Annotated in this window: 12 protein-coding genes; 9 read left to right on the top strand and 3 right to left on the bottom strand. The window is 71.1% G+C overall.

Features of this window, described 5'->3' with window-relative positions; genetic code table 11:
• Positions 1 to 348: 348 nt before the first annotated feature.
• Positions 349 to 1,656, top strand: a complete 1,308-nt coding sequence (locus tag FOF52_RS06150) for a pentapeptide repeat-containing protein (RefSeq protein ID WP_248592866.1) — start codon at positions 349 to 351, stop codon at positions 1,654 to 1,656.
• 438 nt (positions 1,657 to 2,094) lie between these two features.
• Positions 2,095 to 3,660: an OmpA family protein gene (locus FOF52_RS06145; protein WP_248592865.1), complete on the top strand. Its 1,566-nt coding sequence runs from the start codon at positions 2,095 to 2,097 to the stop codon at positions 3,658 to 3,660.
• A 57-nt stretch (positions 3,661 to 3,717) separates the two neighbouring features.
• On the opposite strand, the gene FOF52_RS06140 is transcribed toward FOF52_RS06145, so the two are convergent.
• Entirely contained in the window at positions 3,718 to 4,374 is a 657-nt protein-coding gene (locus tag FOF52_RS06140) for a hypothetical protein (RefSeq protein ID WP_248592864.1), read from the bottom strand.
• Positions 4,375 to 4,488: 114 nt separating this feature from the next.
• Between FOF52_RS06140 and FOF52_RS06135 the strand changes: the two genes are divergently transcribed.
• The 3 genes from FOF52_RS06135 to FOF52_RS06125 all read left to right on the top strand — a co-directional run bounded on the left by FOF52_RS06135 (position 4,489) and on the right by FOF52_RS06125 (position 6,771).
• A complete protein-coding gene (locus tag FOF52_RS06135; protein WP_248592863.1) occupies positions 4,489 to 5,112 on the top strand; it encodes a TIGR03085 family metal-binding protein in 624 nt (207 codons plus the stop codon).
• Positions 5,113 to 5,914: 802 nt separating this feature from the next.
• Complete coding sequence (locus FOF52_RS06130) at positions 5,915 to 6,067, top strand: hypothetical protein (RefSeq protein WP_248592862.1); 153 nt, start codon at positions 5,915 to 5,917, stop codon at positions 6,065 to 6,067.
• Positions 6,068 to 6,489: 422 nt separating this feature from the next.
• Positions 6,490 to 6,771, top strand: a complete 282-nt coding sequence (locus FOF52_RS06125) for a hypothetical protein (RefSeq protein ID WP_248592861.1) — start codon at positions 6,490 to 6,492, stop codon at positions 6,769 to 6,771.
• Positions 6,772 to 7,508: 737 nt separating this feature from the next.
• Here the strand turns inward: FOF52_RS06125 and FOF52_RS06120 are convergent.
• Positions 7,509 to 8,474: an AraC family transcriptional regulator gene (locus FOF52_RS06120; RefSeq protein ID WP_248592860.1), complete on the bottom strand. Its 966-nt coding sequence runs from the start codon at positions 8,472 to 8,474 to the stop codon at positions 7,509 to 7,511.
• Between the two features lie 156 nt (positions 8,475 to 8,630).
• Between FOF52_RS06120 and FOF52_RS06115 the strand changes: the two genes are divergently transcribed.
• The 3 genes from FOF52_RS06115 (at position 8,631) to FOF52_RS06105 (ending at position 10,302) form a co-directional block, all read left to right on the top strand.
• On the top strand, positions 8,631 to 9,110 hold the full coding sequence (locus FOF52_RS06115; protein WP_248592859.1) for an anthrone oxygenase family protein: 480 nt from the start codon (positions 8,631 to 8,633) through the stop codon (positions 9,108 to 9,110).
• Positions 9,111 to 9,260: 150 nt separating this feature from the next.
• On the top strand, positions 9,261 to 9,884 hold the full coding sequence (locus FOF52_RS06110) for a TetR/AcrR family transcriptional regulator (RefSeq protein WP_248592858.1): 624 nt from the start codon (positions 9,261 to 9,263) through the stop codon (positions 9,882 to 9,884).
• A 31-nt stretch (positions 9,885 to 9,915) separates the two neighbouring features.
• Positions 9,916 to 10,302, top strand: coding sequence for a DUF488 domain-containing protein (locus FOF52_RS06105; protein WP_248592857.1), 387 nt, complete (start codon positions 9,916 to 9,918; stop codon positions 10,300 to 10,302).
• 218 nt (positions 10,303 to 10,520) lie between these two features.
• Here FOF52_RS06105 and FOF52_RS06100 read toward each other — a convergent pair whose 3' ends face one another.
• Complete coding sequence (locus tag FOF52_RS06100; RefSeq protein WP_248592856.1) at positions 10,521 to 11,129, bottom strand: methyltransferase family protein; 609 nt, start codon at positions 11,127 to 11,129, stop codon at positions 10,521 to 10,523.
• 1,365 nt (positions 11,130 to 12,494) lie between these two features.
• On the opposite strand from FOF52_RS06100, the gene FOF52_RS06095 reads away from it, so the two are divergent.
• Positions 12,495 to 12,944, top strand: a complete 450-nt coding sequence (locus FOF52_RS06095; protein ID WP_248592855.1) for a helix-turn-helix transcriptional regulator — start codon at positions 12,495 to 12,497, stop codon at positions 12,942 to 12,944.

The following is a 12,944-nucleotide window of genomic DNA, read 5'->3' as shown; positions in this document are numbered from 1 at the left end:
GGCAGGGCGACAAGTTCGACCACGCCCACCTGTACGGATGACTCCTTCCGTTCCCGAGTGTGCACGAGGGGTTCTTCGACAGGAAGGCCAAAAGACTGGGCATGACCTCCTCGTGGGACGAGTGACCGGTTTCGGTAATCCGGGGGATTCGGACGGACTTCCCACAGCGCGGAGAGCCGCAGGCGCTCTACCGTGGTCGCCATGGCTGAGACTCCCCCACTTCCCGCCTCCGGCCCGCAGCCGCCCTCATCCTCTGAGCCGTCCCCGCCCCGATTCGTGCCGGACCGGTCCAGCGTGACGGGCATGCGCCGTCCGTCCCCCGCTCATCGTCCCCTTCCGTCCACAACGGTGAAGACCGCCGCGCAGCGGCTGTCCCACCGGACCCGAAGAGCGTGGACCGCTGCCAAAGAACGCTGGCAGGCCATCCCCCTCCGGGACCGGGCCGCCGGGGCCGTGATCGCGGGGGCGGCGGGAGCGCTCACCTGGGTGGCCTGGCCGCTGGTGCCGTTCACCGCCCGTCTGCTGCCTGATGCCCTCCCGGCCGGGCGACTGCTGGCAGGCGCGGTGTTGGCCGTGGTGGTCGTGGGGGCGTGGAAGACCTGGCGGCGGCAAAAGGGCCCGGTCTGGTTGGGCTGGCTGATCCTCGGTGCCTGGGGTGCGGCCGCCGCGGTGGTGGCCGGGATGGTCGCGGTGGTCTGGCTGCTGCTGGGCTCTCCCGGCCTGGAGGTGCCCGAGCGGCTCTCCCCGCAGAACCTGGACGCGATCGCCACCCGTGCCTTCGCCGTGGTCGCCGGCCTGGGCGCGGTGGCGGCCCTGGTCATCTCCTACCGGCGCCAGCGCCTTACCGAAAAGGCGGAGGAGCGGGAGAACACCCGCCTGTTCACCGAACGCTTCGAAGGCGCCAGCGAAAAACTCGGCAGTGAACACGCCGCGGTGCGCCTGGCCGGGGTGCACGCCCTGGCCCACCTCGCCGACGACGCCCCCACCCAGCAGCTGCGGCAGATGTGCATCGACGTGCTGTGCGCCTACCTGCGCATGCCCTACGACCCCGAACCCGGCCCCCTGCCCGAGGACGCCACCGACGAGCAGCGCGCCGAGCACCAGAAACGCTCCCTGGAGTTCGCCGCCTTCCGGGAGGTGCGCCACACCATCATCCGCACCATCACCACCCGCCTGCGCGAGGACGCCCCCGTCTCCTGGCAGGGCTGCGACTTCGACTTCACCGGCACCGTCTTCGACGGCGGCGACTTCACCCGCGCCCACTTCACCACAGGCACCGTGGACTTCACCCGCGCCCACTTCACCACAGGTGTCGTGGACTTCTCTGGTGCGGAATTCTCCGGCGGCACCGTGGACTTCACCAGAGCGAAGTTCACCGGCAGCACCGTGAACTTTGTCGGTGCGCAGTTCACCGGCAGCACCGTGAACTTCTTCGGCGCGGAGTTCACCGGCGGCACCGTGAACTTTGTCGGTGCGCAGTTCACCGGCGGCACCGTGAACTTCACCGACGCGAAGTTCACCGACGGAAGGGTGGATTTTGCTGGCCTTCTTTCCGCGTCTGGCACGTGTCCTCAAGGGCTGCGGGAGGCCGCCGCAAAGGCCAAGCCAGGAGTGCTGCAACTGCCCCCGCAGTGGCGTCCCTCCTCTGCGGACTAACCCCTGCCCTGTGGCGGGGACGGATGGTGGGGATCGATGCCTGTAGTACCCGCCCGTATGCCCGGGCAGGATCCTCGCGCGCGTCCAATGCTCCAGGCGGCAGGGACGCAACCGGTGGGGCATGGCATGGGCGCACAGTCGTGCACGCAGAAGGAGCGGACTTCCCGAACGGCACGGACCGGTGGTGGGAGGCGACCTGTTCCGTCCGGGGCGTGGCTCGGCGCCCCGACCCACTGCTGACGGCCCGGAGCCGGGCCAGCGGTTGTGCCACGCCCCGGCCGCACCGTGCTGTTGCCGGGGGTGCGGCATGGACGGGGTGGGGTCTGCACCGGCCCGGGGAGGAGCTGCGGGGCCGGTGGTGTGCGTTTCGCACTTGTGCGGGGATTCCAGCAGGATGTTGCCCGAACGATTCCCCCCAATTGATCGGAGATGTCCCGCATGGCGCGGAACAGACGCGTCTTCTCGTTGATCGCGTTGCTGGTGGCAGGCTGTGTGCTGGTGAGCGGCTGCAGCGTCGTGGTGTCGTGGGTGTCCGGTGAGGACCGTCCGGTGGTACGGGAGGAGTTCCCCTACGTCAAGGAGGGGACGATCTTCCAGGACACCGGTCAGGACACGACGATGCGGTTCGCCATCACCGGTCTGGAGCGCACCGACGAGTACACGGTGCTGCACTACGAGATCACCTATCCCGACGAGTTCGAGGGCGCCAACCGCAACCTGAGCATGACCTACACCCTGGTCGACCCGATCACCGGGCGGGTGTACCGGCCCTACGTGGACGGGCAGGGGCTGAAGTACGGGTCGGTGAGTCCCAACGGCAACGGCCTGTACCCGGTGTTTCCGGGGGTGACCAACGAGTACCGCCGCTACTTCCCGCCGCTTCCCGAGCATGTGCGGCAGGTGACGTTCGTGGGCAGCGGGCTGGGGGCGATGACCGGCATCCCGGTGCAGGACGTGGAGGAGGAGCGGCCCGAGCCGGAGTCCCCCAACGGGGGTGAGCACCTGTCGGTGGACGAGCCGCCGGCGTCCGGGGAGACGTTGACGTTCGCCAATCGGCGTCCCGACGGCGACGCGGTCGCCGCCGAGGGCTGGGTGGAGAGTTTCGTGGACTCCGAGATCGCCTCGGTCACCCGTGACGGCGACACCGAGACGATCTCGCTGCACTCCGACGTGATGTTCGAGTTCGACCGGGCGGACCTGACTCCGGAGGCCGAGGCGGTGGTGCGGCGGGCCGCCGAGACGCTGGAACGCAACGTCGACCCGGACAACCCCGAGATCATCGTCATCGGCCACACCGACGGCAAGGGCACCGAAGCCTACAACGACGACCTGTCGGTGCGGCGCGCCGAGACGGTGCGCAACCTGCTGGTGGAGGAGATGGGCACCGGCTACACCTACGTGGTGGAGGGGCGCGGCAGCCGCGAGCCGATCGCGCGTGAGGGCGGCCCCGACGACGAGCAGGCGCGGGCCCGCAACCGGCGGGTGGAGTTCTCCTACACCATCCGGATGCCGGACGGCGGTGAGGAGGAGACCGACGACGGTCTGGGCGTGGCGGGGCAGAACGTGTCCTGGCCGGCGCCGTTCACCGACGACCCGGGGGATGTGGTGGCCAGTGTGGAACGCGAGGGGGTGCGGTTGGACGTCTACCCGCTGCGGCGTGACGGCGCCTACGTGGTGGGGACGGTGACGTTCACCAACACTACTGACGAGCCGCTGGACCCGGGGCTGGGCGGGGCTGCGGTCGCGGGCGGGCCGGAGCGGTTCAGCAAGGGCACGCTGGGTGGTTTCCAGGTGGTGGAGCCCGACAGCGGGCTGGTGCGCTACGTGGCGCAGATGAACTTCGGTGACGGTGTCTACAGCGGGTTCGCCGAGGAGGTGCACCGGTTGCAGCCGGGCCGTACCTACGAGTTGGTGGCGGTGTTCTCCGCGCCGGGCTCGGAGGTGGAGCAGGTGACGCTGCGTGCCGGGGTGTTCGGGGAGGTCCCCGAGGTTCCGGTCGAGTAGGCGTGTCCGACACGGACGGGGCCACCCCAAGGGGTGGCCCCGTTGTCGTGCCGCGGGTTACTGCTGCAGTTGCTGGGCGGCGGTGAGGAGGAGGTGTTCCATGTCCTCCTGGCTGATGTCGGAGGAGGAGGCGACCACGGAGACGTGCACGTCGCCGGGCAGTCGCAGTGACAGTTGGCGCAGGGAGCCGTCGACGGTGACCAGGTACTTCAGTTCGCCGCCGAGCTGGTCGGTCTGGGTGGTCTGGTAGGTGTCGGTGTTGACGTCGACGTCGACCTCCCAGCCCATCTCGTGGGTCTGCTGTTCGGTCTCGTCGATGCGGACCACCGCGACACGGTCGCTGGGGTCGACGTTGACGGCGAAGACGAGCATGAGCGCCTCGCTGTCGGGGTCGGTGCCGTTGACCCAGGTGCACGACAGTTGGCGGGCGTCGGCGTCGTCGATGTCCTCGGTGTCCTCCACGAGTGCGGCGCCCTGGGGTGCGAGGTCGCCGACCAGTTCGGCCGCACCTGCCTCGGCGCAGTTCTCGGGCAGGGCGAAGTCGGTGTCGACGGGGGTGGGGGTGGGTGCGGGAGAGGTCAGTGCGGTCACGGGAAGGGTGAACTCGTCGTCACCGGTGAGGTACTGGTAGCCGAAGTACACCAGTCCGCCGACCACGACGACTCCGGCGGTCGCGGCGAGGCATCCGGCGGGGGTGGAGGGGATCAGTCGCATGGAAGACTTTCGGTTGGTCACAGGGGATTGGGTCGGGTGCCGCGGGGGCACGGGCGCAGACGGCAGAACGTTAGCAAGAAACCGGGATGGTCCGGCTTGTGTGTGGGAGGGGACGTGGAGCGGAAGGCCGCGGTGAGTCTGGCCCGTGCCGAACGGGCGGCGCTGTGCGACCTGCTGGTCGAGGTGGGGCCGCAGGCGCCGACGCTGTGTGAGGGGTGGACGGCCCGGGACCTGGCCGTGCACCTGGTGGTGCGGGAGCGTCGTCCCTGGACGGCGCGGTTCGGTGGGGCCAGGGCGCGCGCCCGCGCCGAGGAGGTGTCGTTCGAGGAGTTGGTGGCGGTGCTGCGGCAGCCGCCGCGCTGGTCGCTGGGCGGGTTCGGGTGGGTGGACCGGCTGGTCAACACCGCGGAGTTGTTCATCCACCACGAGGATGTGCGGCGGGCGCGTCCGCAGTGGCAGGCGCGGGAGCTGCCGCGGCCGCAGCAGGCGCAGCTGTGGCGTGCGGTGAAGCCGTTGGCCAAGGTGGGTCTGCTGCGGTTTCGGGCGTCTGTGGCGGTGGAGGCGCCCGGGTTCGGCAGGGTGCGGGCGGGGCGGGGTGGGCCGGGGCTGCGCGTGGTGGGTCCTCCTTCGGAGTTGGCGCTGTTCGTGTCGGGGCGTCAGCGGGTGGCCCGCCAGGTGCGGGTGATCGGCCCGGACGCGTTGGCCGAGTGGTTGAGCGGGGCCGACCTGGGCTGGTGAACGGGGCGGGGTTGATGTTGCCGGGCTGGTTCGTGGGTGGGCTGTCCGGGGCTCCCGGGGCCGTTGGGGGTGTTGTTGCGGGCCCTTCATGGCCGAAACGTGTGGCATTTCTGTCAGGTCATCGCGGATGCGTTGGACGCTGCGATGACGTACGGGGCCGCCCCGAAGAGCAACGGCAGGCCGAGCGGGCAGGTGCGGCGGGTCGGTGAGCCCAGGCGGAACGTCGCCCCCGAGGACCGTGAGGGGCAGGACCGCACGTACTGGAACTGGAGCGGGGACCGCGCGTTGTGCGGGCGTGTGGACGACGCACGGCACAGAGTTCCACCTCGACGAAGAGGTCCCGCCCCACGCTTCGACGGTCTTGTCCGGGACGGGGGCGTCGACCGCGCCCCGGCGGGGCTGTGGTGCCCCGTGAGGCGGGCGGGGACAACGGGTCCAGGGGGACATCGAGCCGCTGCGCGGCGGGATCGTTCCGCTCGTGGCAGCGATGCGGTTGCCCTCCTGGACAGATGGCCCCGGCGCCCCCCCGGGTCCTTGGCGCCACCGCGCACGTCGACGTCGTGCCGGCGTCCCGCTCATGTCGTCTTCCGCGTCGAGGGCACCGGTTCCGAGACTTTTCCGTTCAGCAGCGGTTCTTTTTCCGGGCACCGCCGTGAATTCCGGCTGTGGTGTTTGCAGGCTGGTTTTTGTTGACGTCCGGTGACGTTTTCCTCACGACTTCCTCATCGGTCTTTCCGGCTGCGCTGCCTCGGGTACATCCGGCGCGAGGGCTGCTGGACGGCAGCCGAAACGAGGTGGGGCCGTGGCAGGGCTACTGGTACTGCTGCTCATCGGATTCGTCATCTGGGTGCTCGTCCGGACTTCCGGTGACTCGGACGACTCTTACGGGGAAGGAGGCGCCGGCACCGGTGTCGGAGGAGACGACGGCGGCGGGGGTGGCGGGGGCGGTGAGTGACCGGGGAGCGCGACTGTGACGGCAGGGGGAACCACCTGCTTTTGGGCCCGTACGCCTGCCGGGTGCCCGGAGTTTCCTTTTCCTGGAACGGATCTGGGAAATGGCGGGGACCGGGTTTTTGATCCTGTTGCGGTATTCACACCACTTCCGGGGTTTTCCGTGTCCGGTGTTGTGTCCGCCTGTGGAGGCGGAAAGAGGGGGAACCGATGCGTAACACCGTTGCGGGCATGACGGTGGTGTTGCGCCTCTTCGGGGGTTCACCGCGTCGTTGATCGCGGCGGCGGGGCCTTCGCGCCGCAGCCGGTTGCGGGTGTTTCTTTTTTCGTGTGCTCCCGGTGAGGCGGCCGAGACGGCGATGGGACGCCGTTCTCGTTGCCCACGCCGATCGGCGTGTTCGTCATGCCTTGTCGGGGAGTGTTCTCGTGTTGTCGTTCGGTGGTCGCGTCGTGGAACGCGTCCGCTGGGATCTGGTGTCGTCCACCAATCTGGGAGACGGGGTAGTGCTGGCCGAAGTGCCACTCCTGGTCGCGTCGGTGAGTACCGATCCGGTGGCCGGGGGAGCGGTGGCTTCCCAGGTGCCGGCACCGCTGTTCGGTGTGGTGTCGGGGACTCTGGTCGACCGCTGGCCTTGCCGCAGGCTGGTCGTCGTCACCTGGGGCCGCGCCGGGGGCTGGCGCTGCTCGCGGTGGCCGCCGGTGCGGTGAACCTGTGCCTGGTCCACGCCGTGCTGTTCCTGCCCGGTTGGGGGAGATCCTGGTTGATTTCGGCTCGGACGGGGATACGCGGCGGGAATGTCCTGTCCGTTGCCAGTGGCGAAGACGACGAGACCGCACCACGATCCTGGGAATCCCACCGTTTCCTCCCCGGTGCCGCGGTGTCGCCTGTGAGGCTGCCTCGGGGGTGGTTGCTTCGCCTTCCACGTCGAGAGAACCGGTTCCCGGGGTGACTGGCGTCCGACAGAACGTTGGAGCGGACCCGGGATTGGCGTCTGGTGGGGTTTCCCGGGGCGCGGTGCCCGGGGTCACCCGGTGCAGGAGTGGCTGAACGGCGGCCGGAACGAGGTGAGGCTGTGGTCGTACTGGTGTCGGTGCTGTTCTTGGGATTCGTCTTCTGGATGCTCCTTCGAAAGCCCGGCGGGTGGACGGGGAGCAGCAACAGCGGCTCCGATGAGAGCTGCAACGACGACAGCGGGAGCTGCGACGACGGCGGAGGCGGCGAGTGGTCCGGGGCCTTCGTGCCGCAGACGTGTGACGTCCGCGGGTGCGGGTCCTTTTGGGTTCCGTGTGCTCCTCCGGTGAGGCGACACCGAGGTACCTCGCACATGCTGAGCAGCCTGTGCGTCTCCTGGGCGGAGGTGTGAGCCGGGACTTCGGTGCTGATGGTCCCGGCTTGCCGGACCGGGGTTGGCGTGGCGGCGTGCGGCCGTGTGGGTGTGGTGGGGTCAGGGGAGCGGTTCTTCGGGTGCGGGGGCGTGGCGGGTGCGCCGGCAGTGGTGGGGGCTGGTGCCGTGGTGGCGTTTGAAAGCGGTGCTGAACGCGGACGGGCTGGTGTATCCCACGGTGCGGGCCACCGACTCCACGGTGCTGTCGGGGTCATCGCGTAGCAGGTCGGCGGCCCATTCCAGGCGCCAGGCGGTCAGGTAGGCCATGGGGGGCCGGCCGACCAGGGCGGTGAAGCGGCGGGCCAGGGTGGCGCGGGACACGCCGACGGCCCTCGCCAGGGACGCCACCGTCCAGGCTCGGGCCGGATCCTGGTGGAGCAGGGCCAGGGCGCGGCCCGTCACCGGGTCCTGGGCGGCGCGGTACCAGGCGGGGACGGGGCCGGTGGGGGCGGTCAGCCAGGCGCGGAGTGCCGCGATCAGCGCCAGGTCCAGCAGGCGGTCCAGGACGGCCTGCTGGCCGGGCAGGTCCTTGCCGGTCTCCTCGATGAGCAGGGTGGTCAACGCGGGGCCGTGGGAGGGGGCGGGGTGGACGATGAGCGGGGGCAGGGCGGCCAGGAGGCGGCGGCCCACCGTGGTGGGGGTGGGGTAGGTGCCCACGAGCAGCATGGTCGCGCCGGTGGTGCTGGTGCCCCAGGTGCGCACGCCCAGTCCCATGGTTTCGGTCAGGGGGGCGCCGTGCAGGGTGGTGCAGCGTTGGTCGGCTCCGATGACGGCGCGGGGGTGTCGGGTGGGGGAGTCGGCGACGGTGTAGGGGTCGGGGCCGCGGACCACGGCGACGTCGCCTGCTTCGAGGTGGCGGGGCGGGCCGTGGGCGGGGCGCAGCCAGGCCTCGCCGTGGGCCACGGCGAGAAGGGTCAGTGGGGCGCGGTCGCGCACGTCCAGCGACCAGGGTGGGTCGAGGATGACGCGCAGCAGGAACGCGTCACGGGCGCGGGGGGTGCGCAGGAGGCCGAGGAGCGCGTCCACGTCCGGATTGTAGACGTTCGCGCAGCGGGGTGAGCCTGTCGCGTATGGCTCCTGCCGGGGTGCGGTGTTTGGCTGGAACGTGCCGCCCCGGCGCGGTTGGCGGGGCGGGTGGTCCGGTGGGTCGTGCGGTGGAAGGGGTGAGGGATCGTGGAGGGTGTGCGGTTGGCCGCGGTGGTGGCGGCCACGGTGGTGACGGGACTGTTGGCGGGCACGTTCTTCGGGTTCGCGGTGGGGGTGATGCCGGGGCTGGCGCGGATGGGCGACCGGGTGGTGGTGGGGGTGATGCAGCGCATCAACGAGGCGATCCTCAACCCCTGGTTCCTGGTGGTGTTCGTGTCCAATCCGGTGCTGGCGGCGGTGGCGGTGGGGGTGTGTGTCGGGTCGCCGTGGACGGTTGTGGGGTGGCTGGTGGCGGCGCTGGTGTGCTCGGTGGTGTCGCTGGCGGTCACGGTGCGCGGCAGTGTTCCGCTCAACGACGCGTTGGCTGCGGCGGGTCCGGTGGAGCGGTTGGCCGAGGCCGAGGTGGCGCGGGTGCGTCGCCGGTTCGAAGCCGGCTGGGTGCGGTTCAACGTGGTGCGTGCGGTGGCGTCGACGTTGGCGTTGGGGTGTCTGGTCGTGGGGGCCGTGCTGCTGTGACGGGGCCCGGCTTGCGGTTGTTGAGAAAACACGCGTGGGACGGGTCCGCAACTCTGTCAGCTGGTGGTGGGGGTCGCGGGGTGGTGACGGCCGGTATCGGAATCGTCATCTGGGCCCCTGCCGTGGCCGACGGTTCGTAGGATGCCCGGCATGCAGTCCGTTCCTTCCAGTGAGATGGACCACCGTCGGCGGCCCCGCCGTCGCGGTAAGGCTCTTGACGAGGCGATCTTCTGCGCGGTTGTGGCTGAGCTCGCCGAGAACGGGTACACGAGACTGAGCATGGAGACCGTGGCCGAACGCGCCCGGGCGAGCAAGGCCTCGCTGTACCGGAGGTGGCCCAGCCGGGTCGAGTTGATGATGGACACGGTCACCCGGTTGCTGCCCGACCACGAGGACCCTCCCGATACCGGGAGTCTGCGGGGCGACCTGCTGGCTCTGCTGCGTCAGGCCGCGGCCGTCCTGGCCGGCCCGGCGGGTGAGGCCATGCGCGGCCTGCTCAGTGACGTTCTCGGTGACCCGGAGCGTGCCGCGTGGTTGCGTTCCTGCGCGCAGAGGAGCGGGGTCATGGGGACGGTGGTCCGGCGTGCCGTGGCGCGTGGTGAGGTGGACGCGGCGTGTGTGACGCCGCGCCGGTTGGAGACCGGTCAGGCGCTGTTGTGCCACCACTTCTTTCTTCTGAGCGCTCCCGTGTCCGAGGCGGTGGTCGTGGAGATCGTCGACGAGGTGCTGCTGCCGCTGCTGTCGGCGCCGCCGGTGCGCGCCGGCGGGAGGTGAACTGCTCCGGGGTTCGGGGCAGTGGGGCGGTATGGATACCGCACAGATCGACATCGAGGTCCGTCGTGTCTACGACGAGGCGGTGCGTGACGGTTCGGCCACGCGGGGGCGGCAGGTGTTCCTCGTCGACCGGGTCTGGCCGCGGGGGGTGCGCAAGGCCGAGTTGGGGCTTGACGCCTGGCTCCGACAGGTCGCGCCCAGTGGGGAGCTGCGTCGGTGGTTCGGGCACGACCCCGCCCGCTGGGAGGGGTTTCGTGACCGTTACCGTGCCGAGTTGGCCGAGGAGCCCGAGGGGATGGACGTGCTGGTGGAGGCGGCCCGGCAGGGGCCGGTGACGCTGTTGTTCGCGGCTTCTGACACCGAGCGGAACAACGCCGTGGTGGTGTGTTCCTACCTGATGGAGCGGTTGGGGGCTTGACCGCCTTCTCGCTGGGGGGCGAGGCGGTGTCGGGGGTGGCGCGGTCCCGGTGGCGTGAGGCGGCCGGTGTGCGCGCTGAGGTGGTCTCGGGGGACGTGGTTCGACGCGGCGGGCCCCGGTGCGGGTCTCGGCCTCGGCGGCGGTGGCGGGCAGCGGCTTCCCCGGCCGCGGGGGCATGCGCCGTACTCGGGGGTCTGCTTGTACCGGGTGGGCGGTGTTCACCTGTCTTCAGGGTGCAGTCGTCCCACCAGGGGCAGGAAGCGTCCGGTGCGGGCGGCGTAGGAGCGGTAGGCGCTGCCGTGGGTGCGCAGGAGGTGGGGCTCCTCGACGGCGCGGACCTGCACCTGCACGGCGGCGACGAAGACCAGCAGGGCCACGGCCGACAGTGCCGAGGCGAGGACGAGCAGCTGCCCGGTGAGCAGGACTCCCATGCCGGTGAAGACCGGGTTGCGCACGAGCGTGAAGACGCCGTGGGTGACCAGCCGTGTGCGTTCGTCCTCGTCCACACCGATCCGCCAGGAGGCTCCCATCGTGTTCTGGGAGATGAGCACCAGGACCAGGCCGAGCAGCATCAGGGCCAGCCCGGCGCCGGCCACGCTTGGGGGCGGTGCCGCCGCATCCGGGGCGAACAGTCTGGCCACGGGTGCGGCCAGGCCCGTGGCGAGTGCACCGGCGAAAAGTACGGTTCCCCACCAGGGGGCGGTGAAGGGGGTGGTGTCGGGGCGGCGGAACCCGGTGTCGCCGGTGCGCCGGTGTGCGGTCAGGGTGCGCACCCCGAAGGCCAGGAAGAGGCCGAGCAGGTGGAGCAGGAGTGCGGCCAGTGCCATAGGGGGTCTCCGCTTCGTGGGGGTCGGTGCGGACAGGTGCGGCACGAAACCCACCTGTCATCGCCCAAACGGGATGTGATCGCCTTTCGGCGATGAATATACCGTGGAGGGCCCCGCGGCGTCACAGCCCCGACAGCATCCGGGCACGGCTGCGCACCGGCCGGGCCGTGTCCCGGTTGCCGTCTGCTCGCGGCGGCCACTCACGGTGAGGCCCGCCCCCGGTCCCGCACAGCACTCGGGCGGTCACGGCGGGATCACCGCGGCCGTGGACCGTTTCGCCCCTTGCGGGGCCGGTGCCTGCTCGTCGGCGGGTGGCTCCGTGGCGGTGCGGACGGGGCCGGTCACCGGCTGCGTGCCCCGCCCACGCCCGGGGCGGCCACTGCCCTGGCCACCGCGCCGAACCGGGGCGACGCGGCACAGCGCACACGGCCGTGCGACCACGCTCGCCGCCGCGTGGGCTACGCCGAGGAGGAGCGGTGGTGGCGCTGCCCGCACGACATCGCCGGAGTCGCGCGGACGGCCACCGAGGCCGCCCGGCACCGTCGCCGTCCCGGACACCCACGACCGGACGCGGCGCTTCGGAGTCGTCCTCCTCGTCCATGCCGTGCGTCATCAACGGGCGCAGCACCGAGGCGGCCGTGGTCGACACGGTGGTAGGGGCGTTGGAAGCAGCACCGGTGTCTGGGCGCCCTCTCCTGCCGCCGCTCCCCGTGCTCGGTGGGGGTGGGAGTCCGAGGTCGCCGCCGCGGTGCGGCTGCTCACCGGACACGGGCCGCCGTGCCTTCCAGCGGTGCCCGAACAGCGCCGGTCCCCGCCCGGACGCCCGGCTGTGTCACGCCTTCCCGCGGGCGCAGGGAGGCGCTGATCGCGCTGCGCCCACGACACGCGGACCTGTTCGGCCCCTGTCCGACGCCCCCGGGCGCGGAGTACCTGCGTGAGGACGGGCGCCCGGCGATCGACGCGTGAACGGCCCCGGTGGCCGCCGTCCACGCCGAACACTGCCGCGCCGGGGCCGGACCGTGGGGGGTGCGCCCGTCTGCCGGACGACCACGGGACAGGACGGTGCTGCTCGTCGCCGCCTCCCGGACAGGGCAGGGGTTGTCCGGCGGCCCGTGGCGTCCACGCCGCCGTGCCGTGGATCCCGCCCGCTGCGTGAGGAGTGCGTGCACGGTCTACCGCCCGGGACGCGCCGCGGGAGTGCCACCGGCAGAAGAAGTCCCTCGTTCCTGCCGGTGGAGGCGTGGGGCAGCCCCCGGGCCTCCGGCTGAACCGGCCCGGAAGGCACTGGCGGCCCTGTCGAGCACCTCCGACAGCGCCGCCGGTGACAGTGGGAATCCGCGGGTGCGGCGTGACCCAATTCTTCGGGTGGACCACCAGCCCGTCTCCCGGCAGCGTCTGCGTGACCTGGTGTTGCTGCGCCGGGTCCGCGACCGCATCGACCGGGACTACGCCCAGCCGCTGAACGTCGAGGCGCTCGCCCGAGAGGTGCACATGTCGGCCGGACACCTCAGCCGCCAGTTCCGCCTCGCCTACGGCGAGTCCCCCTACTCCTACCTGATGACGCGGCGCATCGAGCGGGCGATGGCGCTGCTGCGCCGTGGTGATCTCAGCGTCACCGAGGTGTGCTTCGCGGTCGGCTGCTCCTCCCTGGGTACTTTCAGCACCCGCTTCACCGAACTGGTCGGTCTCTCCCCCAGTGCCTACCGGCGCCGGGCCGCGCACTCGACGGCGGGGCTTCCGGCGTGCGTGGCCAAACAGGTCGGCAGACCGATCAGGAATCGAGAAGCGCCGCCGCAGGGGCCGCCACTAGCGTGA

Source organism: Thermobifida alba (genome assembly GCF_023208015.1).
In the GTDB taxonomy this organism is placed as follows: Bacteria; Actinomycetota; Actinomycetes; order Streptosporangiales; family Streptosporangiaceae; genus Thermobifida; species Thermobifida alba.
Note: the sequence above shows the minus strand (reverse complement) of the source record. Positions and strands in the feature narration are given on the sequence as shown.